Source organism: Shewanella sp. 5S214, from assembly GCF_041439795.1.
Lineage (GTDB): Bacteria > Pseudomonadota > Gammaproteobacteria > Enterobacterales > Shewanellaceae > Shewanella > Shewanella vesiculosa.
In genome coordinates this window covers 1-7702 of sequence record NZ_JBGOOV010000042.1, presented here as the reverse complement: position 1 = coordinate 7702, position 7702 = coordinate 1, and the positions used below count along the sequence as shown (strand labels likewise).

At 41.1% G+C, this 7702-nt stretch carries 6 protein-coding genes; all 6 read left to right on the top strand.

Features of this window, described 5'->3' with window-relative positions:
• Positions 1-791 precede the first annotated feature (791 nt).
• The 6 genes from betI to ACED29_RS19755 all read left to right on the top strand — a co-directional run bounded on the left by betI (position 792) and on the right by ACED29_RS19755 (position 7324).
• Positions 792-1400, top strand: a complete 609-nt coding sequence (gene betI, locus ACED29_RS19780) for a transcriptional regulator BetI (protein WP_182756406.1) — start codon at positions 792-794, stop codon at positions 1398-1400.
• A complete protein-coding gene (betB, locus tag ACED29_RS19775) occupies positions 1388-2854 on the top strand; it encodes a betaine-aldehyde dehydrogenase (protein WP_371698521.1) in 1467 nt (488 codons plus the stop codon). Before betI ends, betB begins: the two co-directional genes overlap by 13 nt.
• 13 nt (positions 2855-2867) lie before the next feature.
• Complete coding sequence (gene betA, locus ACED29_RS19770; RefSeq protein WP_124014925.1) at positions 2868-4562, top strand: choline dehydrogenase; 1695 nt, start codon at positions 2868-2870, stop codon at positions 4560-4562.
• A gap of 198 nt (positions 4563-4760) precedes the next feature.
• Complete coding sequence (locus ACED29_RS19765; RefSeq protein WP_124014926.1) at positions 4761-5978, top strand: BCCT family transporter; 1218 nt, start codon at positions 4761-4763, stop codon at positions 5976-5978.
• 27 nt (positions 5979-6005) lie between these two features.
• Positions 6006-6713, top strand: coding sequence for a TorF family putative porin (locus ACED29_RS19760; protein ID WP_182722972.1), 708 nt, complete (start codon positions 6006-6008; stop codon positions 6711-6713).
• 125 nt (positions 6714-6838) lie between these two features.
• Complete coding sequence (locus ACED29_RS19755; protein WP_124014928.1) at positions 6839-7324, top strand: MarR family winged helix-turn-helix transcriptional regulator; 486 nt, start codon at positions 6839-6841, stop codon at positions 7322-7324.
• Positions 7325-7702: the final 378 nt, after the last annotated feature.

The window sequence follows — 7702 nt, the reverse complement described above, 5'->3', positions numbered from 1 at the left end:
TGATCGTCTACTGCCCATCTTTAACCACTTAGTTAACGCCTGATAATTGACCATTAAATAAAGCGTTAAGATAATCATTGATCGTCTACTGCCCATCTTTAACCGCTTAATTAACGCCTGATAATTGAATATTTAATGGTTTCTTAGTTAACAATCTTAATATCTACACCTTAGATCATAAGCTTGTATAAGGTTATAGCATGGAACTTGTTTACCTATCTATCGCCGGCTACTCACAAGCCACTCCCTTTCAATGATCAATCACTGACATCGATACAGAATTATATTGAGCCTTACAGTTAATCTGGCTAATGACTTGAGCGCATCAGATAGGCACTTGCCTGTAAATGTTAACCCCCCATTAGATCTAAATGTTGCGTCCTCAAAATGGTGACGACCGAGAACTCATGATTACGATAGTGGGTTGCAGATTAACGTTTTCTTAGATGTTAACCATCAATAACGATTCATCAATAAAGGATTATTGATGATAAATATCGACGTTACGATGAAGTCGGTTTTTTATAAAAAAACCAAAAATAACTGCAGCTGTAATGATTTCATGTAAATTTTTTTGTTTTTAACAACATAAGATCAACGTTAAGATGGCAACAATCAACCTATGTAAAACATAGATTTACAGAAAATAATCGCATTCCTACCCTATTTTACAGCCCATTTGTTGTGACCCATATCAAATTATAGCTTGATAGTTACAGCACTAATCATTAGCATACTTATTAATTGAGCGTTCAATTAATAATTCTTAATACAGATAACGGACCCCTTTTATGTCAAGACCGATAATGAAAAACGTCAGACAACAACAGCTGATAAATGCCACGTTAATGTCAGTCGAACGTCATGGGTTGCAACACACTACGATTAATACCATTAGTGGCTTGGCGGGAATGTCATCGGGAATTATCAGTCACTATTTTGGTGGCAAGCAAGGGTTAATAGAAGCCACGCAGAAATTTCTGTTAGATGAATTAAAGCAGGCATTACTGACGAGAACATCAGGCAAAACATTAACTCCAGTAGCACGACTTTCGATGATAGTGGAAGCAAACTTTACTGAATTACAACGTTCAAATGCCGCGACAAAAACATGGTTAAGCTTCTGGTCCCAAGCGATGCACGATCCTGGGCTGGCAAGATTACAAAATATTAATAGTCAGCGGTTATACAGCAATCTGCTTTTTTCGTTTAAGCAATTATTACCCAATACCGCAGCGATTAATGCAGCAAAGCAAACCGCTGCAGTGATTGATGGTTTTTGGTTACGCAGCGCGCTGAGCTCCACCCCTATAGAAGATTTTAAGCAAGCCCAAATTTTATCTAAAGCCTTTATTGAGGCTGTGATCGTGCAACACGGAGAAATTGAATGTCAGCGTTAATTACATACCAAAATTATGTTCACGGTAAATACATTTCAAATGGTAGCGGAGAAACCTTCGAGGTTATTAATCCTGCGACTGGTGATGTCAGTTATTTAGTTGAAGTGGCTACCGAAACAGTACAACAGGCGGCTATTGCGAGCGCGAAAGCAGGATTTGCAATTTGGTCGGCAATGGCGCCAATCGAACGTAGCCGCATTTTATTAAAAGCCGTTGCCCTACTACGTGAACAAAATGATGAACTTGCTGCAGGTGAAGTATTGGATACCGGTAAGCCATGGCAAGAAGCATCGGTAGTTGATGTGGTTACTGGCGCCGACTCTATAGAGTTCTTTGCCGGACTCGCCCCAAGTATTGAAGGCAATCAACAACCTGTTGGAGCGGACTTTTATTACACTCGCCGCGAGCCATTAGGCATTTGTGCCGGTATTGGTGCTTGGAACTATCCGCTGCAAATAGCTTGTTGGAAAGCGGCCCCTGCTCTCGCTTGCGGTAATGTGATGATTTTTAAGCCATCAGAAGAAACACCACGCGGTGCAATGCGTTTGGCAGAAATATTCACACAAGCTGGCGTACCAGATGGCGTATTTAACGTTGTTCAAGGTGACGGTAAAGTGGGCGCATGGCTAACCAGTAATGAAGATATCGCTAAAGTGTCATTCACTGGCGAAGTCGGTACCGGTAAAAAAGTCATGGCAGCTGCGGCGGGAACACTTAAAGACGTAACCATGGAACTTGGTGGTAAGTCGCCATTGATAATCTTTAACGATGCCGATGTTGAAAATGCCGTTTCTGCGGCAATGTTAGCCAATTTTTATACGCAAGGCGAAGTGTGTACCAATGGTACGAGAGTCTTTGTGCAGCAAGATATTTATCCACAATTTATTAAACGTTTAAAAGAACGTACTGAGCAGAATATTGTTTGCGGCGACCCAATGGACCCAAACACTAATTTCGGCGCGTTGATTTCACGTGATCATCAACAAAAAGTGCTTGATTATATTGAGATTGGTAAACAAGAAGGGGCGACTTTGTTAACGGGCGGCATTGCATTAAAGCCTGACAATGCGCCAAATGGTTTCTTTGTCGCGCCAACAATTTTTACTGATTGCACTGATGAAATGACGCTATCTAAAGAAGAAGTCTTTGGCCCAGTCATGTCGGTATTGACCTTTACTGATGAAGACGAAGTCGTTAAACGTGCTAATAGTACACATCTAGGCTTAGCGGCTGGGGTGTTTACCCAAGACATTACTCGCGCTCATCGGGTTATTCATCAAATTCAAGCTGGTATTTGTTGGATCAATGCTTATGGTGCCTCACCAGCAGAAATGCCGGTTGGTGGTTACAAAATGTCTGGTATTGGCCGCGAGAATGGCTCTGAAACCTTGAAAGCATATACCCAAATTAAAGCTGTTTACGTTGGTATGCAGTCACTTGAAAGCCCATTTTAGGAGTGACCAATTAATGTCTACGCAAATATCTCATGAATACGATTATATTATTGTCGGTGCCGGAAGCGCAGGTTGTGTATTAGCCAACCGCTTAACGGAAAACCCAGACAATAAAGTCCTCATACTTGAAACCGGAGGTAGCGACAAAAGCATTTTTATTCAAATGCCTACGGCGTTATCTATCCCGATGAATACCAAAAAGTATGCATGGCAGTTTGAAACAGAAGCAGAGCCCCATTTAGATAATCGTCGTATGCATTGCCCTCGAGGCAAGGTACTCGGCGGCTCATCATCCATTAATGGCATGGTTTATGTGCGTGGCCATGCGCGTGACTTTGACGAGTGGCAGCAACAAGGTGCAAAAGACTGGGATTATGCTCACTGTCTACCTTACTTTAAAAAAGCTGAAACCTGGTCTTTTGGCGGTAATGTTTATCGCGGTGATAAAGGTCCATTAGCAGTTAATAACGGTAATGAGATGAAAAACCCGTTATATCAAGCTTTTGTTGATGCCGGTGTCGATGCCGGTTACCTAGCGACGAGTGATTACAATGCCAGTCAGCAAGAGGGCTTTGGCCCAATGCACATGACAGTTAAAAACGGCGTGCGTTGGTCTACAGCCAATGCGTACCTTCGCCCTGCGATGAAACGCTCGAATTTAACCGTGGTTACTCATGCGCTTGTACATAAAGTAATTATGCAAGGCAAAACGGCTGTTGGCGTTCGTTACGAACGTAAAGGCGAGTTAATTGATGTTAACTGCAATAAAGAAGTGATTTTATCAGCAGGTTCTATTGGTTCGCCGCATATTTTACAACTGTCGGGCATTGGCGATGCCAGTACATTAGCGAGTGCAGGTATTGAGCAAGTTCATCAATTGCCTGGTGTAGGCCAAAACTTGCAAGATCATTTAGAGTTTTACTTCCAATTTAAGTGCTTAAAACCGATTTCGCTTAATGGCAAGATAGATCCATTAAGCAAATTATTTATTGGTGCGCGATGGATTTTAAATAAATCGGGTTTAGGCGCAACTAACCATTTTGAGTCTTGTGGTTTTATCCGCTCAAAAGCCGGTTTAGAGTGGCCAGATCTGCAATATCATTTCCTACCTGCGGCAATGCGTTACGACGGTAAAGAAGCGTTTGCGGGCCATGGTTTCCAAGTACATATTGGCCACAACAAACCTAAAAGCCGCGGTGCAGTCACGGTCGTATCAAATGATGCCAAGGTTGCCCCACAAATTCAGTTCAATTATTTGTCACATCAAGATGATATCGAAGGTTTTAGAGCGTGCGTTCGTTTGACCCGTGAAATTATTAATCAACCGGGTTTAGATGAATATCGTGGTGAAGAAATTCAGCCAGGCTTAGCGGTCAAAACCGATGAAGAAATTGACCGTTTTGTCAGAAGCTCAGTTGAAAGTGCCTATCACCCTTCTTGCTCGTGCAAAATGGGTGAGGATGATATGGCCGTGGTTGATTCAGAAACGAAAGTTCACGGTATTAACGGTTTAAGAGTCGTTGACTCATCTATTTTTCCAACCATTCCTAATGGGAATTTGAACTCACCGACCATCATGGTTGCCGAGCGTGCTGCCGACATTATTTTAGGTAACAAGCCACTGGCACCCAGTTTGGCAAAAGTGACTATTGCTAAGCATTGGCAAACATCACAACGCTTACAAGCTCCGAAACGACATTCCGATTAGCCCTCATTCATTGATGTGTATTCCTATATACACATCAATAGCAGGTTGTGGCCAACCTTCACAATTGTAAATGGCCAATTTAGCTGAGATCAATCTATCAGGGTTTAACTATCGTCAACACGATACTTAAGGCTTGAGGGCATTTTGCCTTTAAAAATTGTTCTATGGCATTAAAAACATACAACAAGGAGCCAAAAAATGACGACCTGGTTATCAATAGGTATTCTATTTACTTTTGCCGCAATCGCATTTGTGATTTATCGTTGGGGTAACATGCAGTGTATTGGTGTCACCCCAGTACGTAAGTTTACCTTTATTGCTATTTTGTTCACCTCCGGGCTAGATGTAGGTTTAATCATGTTCCCGTTGACTGAGTTTGCCGGTTATGCCGATTTAGCTGCCAGTCCAGAATATGGATTTACTAATCCACTGGCAATTGAGTTTGGCTTTTGGGCTTGCTTAATTTGGGCATTTTACTTTTTAACCTGCTTCTATTTCTGTGTCATTGAACCCAGAGTAAAGTATTTTGAAATCCCATTGATTAAGTTTATCAATAACATCGTTATCATTGGTACGTGTGCCTTCACCGCTTATTTATTATTAAGCAATTTACCTTGGTATTTACCACAGTTAGGTGATGGTGAAAGCATTGTCGGCAGCTTCTACCTCATTGTGTTTATGGTTATTGCTGCAGCAGTGTATTCAAGCACCAGTATTCGCTATGTTCGTTATCTCAGTTTAGGCAGTACTTGGCTATTCTTAGGCTTAATCGCCGTTATGTGGTCTGGTGCATTTTTATCAGATGACTCAAGTGTCGGTGAGTTTTTCACTACATTTGCATTAATTGGCGACTACTTTGCTAACATTCATAACTTTGTACTACCGATAAACGATTATCATGAGTTCTACCTGTTCTGGTGGTTTGCTTGGAGCATTATGATTGGTCAATTTACTGCACGCTTTGTGGGTGGTATGAAAACCTATCAAGTGTTACTGGCTATGATGGTATTCCCTTCAATCCCGATCGCGATTTGGTTTACAGTGTTGTATTACTACAGTGCAAACGCTCTCGATACCTCAGGGTTTTATAATCTTGCTATGGTAGTAGTAGGGATAACATTTGTAATTAACTCATTAGATTCACTCGTTCGTTTATATACTGACAATTTGAACATCACTGTTGAACGTTTTGGTAAAGTTCCTTATATCGTTGGTAATATTGTTGTACTGAGTGGCTTAACCTTATTATTTAAACTAGACTTTTTACAGATTCAATTAGTAGGCGCACTGGCTATAGGCTTGATATTAAGCTGTTTCATATACATTTTGAAATCGCACCATCGTACGGTCGGGGATATTGAACGCTCTCCAAAAGAAAATAAAATCGATTTTACTAAAATCGAATTAGCAGACTAAACAATAAAAACAATCCAAGGAATAATGATGAATACGACAATAAAAAAGTTAGCCCTATTAAGTTTATTTACCCTACCCACTTCTGTCATGGCAGGAGAACTGAGCACAACGGTTAATGCAACGTCTGATTACACTTTTAATGGTGTAAGCCAAACAGATAATAGCCCAGCATTACAAGCTAGCCTAGATTACGCGGCCGATGATGGTTGGTATGTCGGTGCTTGGGCATCAAACGTAGACTTTGGTGGCGGAGATGATACTTGGCTAGAGCTTGATTTTTATGCTGGTAAATATTTTGAATTAACAGATCGAGTATCGCTCGATGCGGGTATTGCTTACTACACATATCACGGCGATGATGCCTCTGATGAGTATTACTATCCAGAGGTATACACTAAGTTTGGTTATGCTTCATCGCTTGGTCAAAGTGAATTAAACTTCTGGTACTCATGGGATTATTTTGGTGTTGATGCAGGTCATTACATCATGATGGCAGCCCATACCTTCACTGTTGCAGAAGGTCATGACATTCGCGTCAGCTTCGATCGTTCAACGTCGCAAGACGAAAATAAATGGGCATGGGGAGACAGTGATTCTTACAACCATTATCGTGCAGAATACATGACAAGCTGGGAAGGGTTTGATTTCAACCTTGCTGTAGAAGATACCAGCCTAGATAGCGATATCAGTGATACTCGTGCTGTGGTATCTGTGGCGCGTACTTTTAGCTTATAATTTGCCATAATTGAAAAAATAACCAAGCAGAATAATGTCTATAGCATTATTCTGCTTTTTTTTGATATTGGACATGAGTCATAAGCTGAATTCTGTTATGGTGCGTGGTGAATTATGAGGGGATTATGGAAAAATACGAACAACTACTAATTTCATTACGGCGAGTGATCAGAGCTATTGATATTCACTCGCGTCAATTAAATAAACTATCCGGTCTGACTGGACCACAATTAATGGTTATGCAGAAAGTGGATCAACTTGAAGCACCATTAGCAAAAAAAATCGCGCAAGAGATTAATTTAAGTGCAGCGACAGTGACGACCATAATTGATCGACTCGAAAATCGTGGCATGGTGATTAGAACGCGCAGTGAAACTGACAAGCGCAAAGTGCACTTGTCATTGAGTGATGCTGGTAAAACATTATTAAACAGTGCACCTAAACCGCTACAAGAGCATTTTATTATGCGTTATCAAAATCTTGAAGAATGGGAACAAAGCCAATTATTGTCGGCCGTTGAGCGCATCGCCACCATGATGGATGCAAATGATATTGATGCGGCGCCTGTATTGTACGTCGGCCAAATTCAAGTAGACGATCCTGCTCAATAAGTCCCCTTTACAGCCTGTAGCGCAAGAATAATCTTGCGTTATAAGCTTGGGCTAGCCTAGCCTTTAATCTCTTAGCCCTCCAGATGATGCTATTGCTTAGCAATCATTGCGATGCCTTGCAGTGCAACCCGATTAAAATATCAAACCCATACCAAATTCAAACCAAATTCACACCAAGCTCATTACTGGCCTTTAACTCATGCAAGGCACATTGTGGCTATATCTAAAATCAGCTCACAATATCAAGAGCAATACCGATGTATCAACAAATTAACCTTGCGCCTGTATGCCTGATGTTCAAGTTGAGCGCGAAGGATTTTATCTTTTCAGCTTTTTATCTATCTACTTATCACTGAATGTGTAAGCTAAATTACAGAC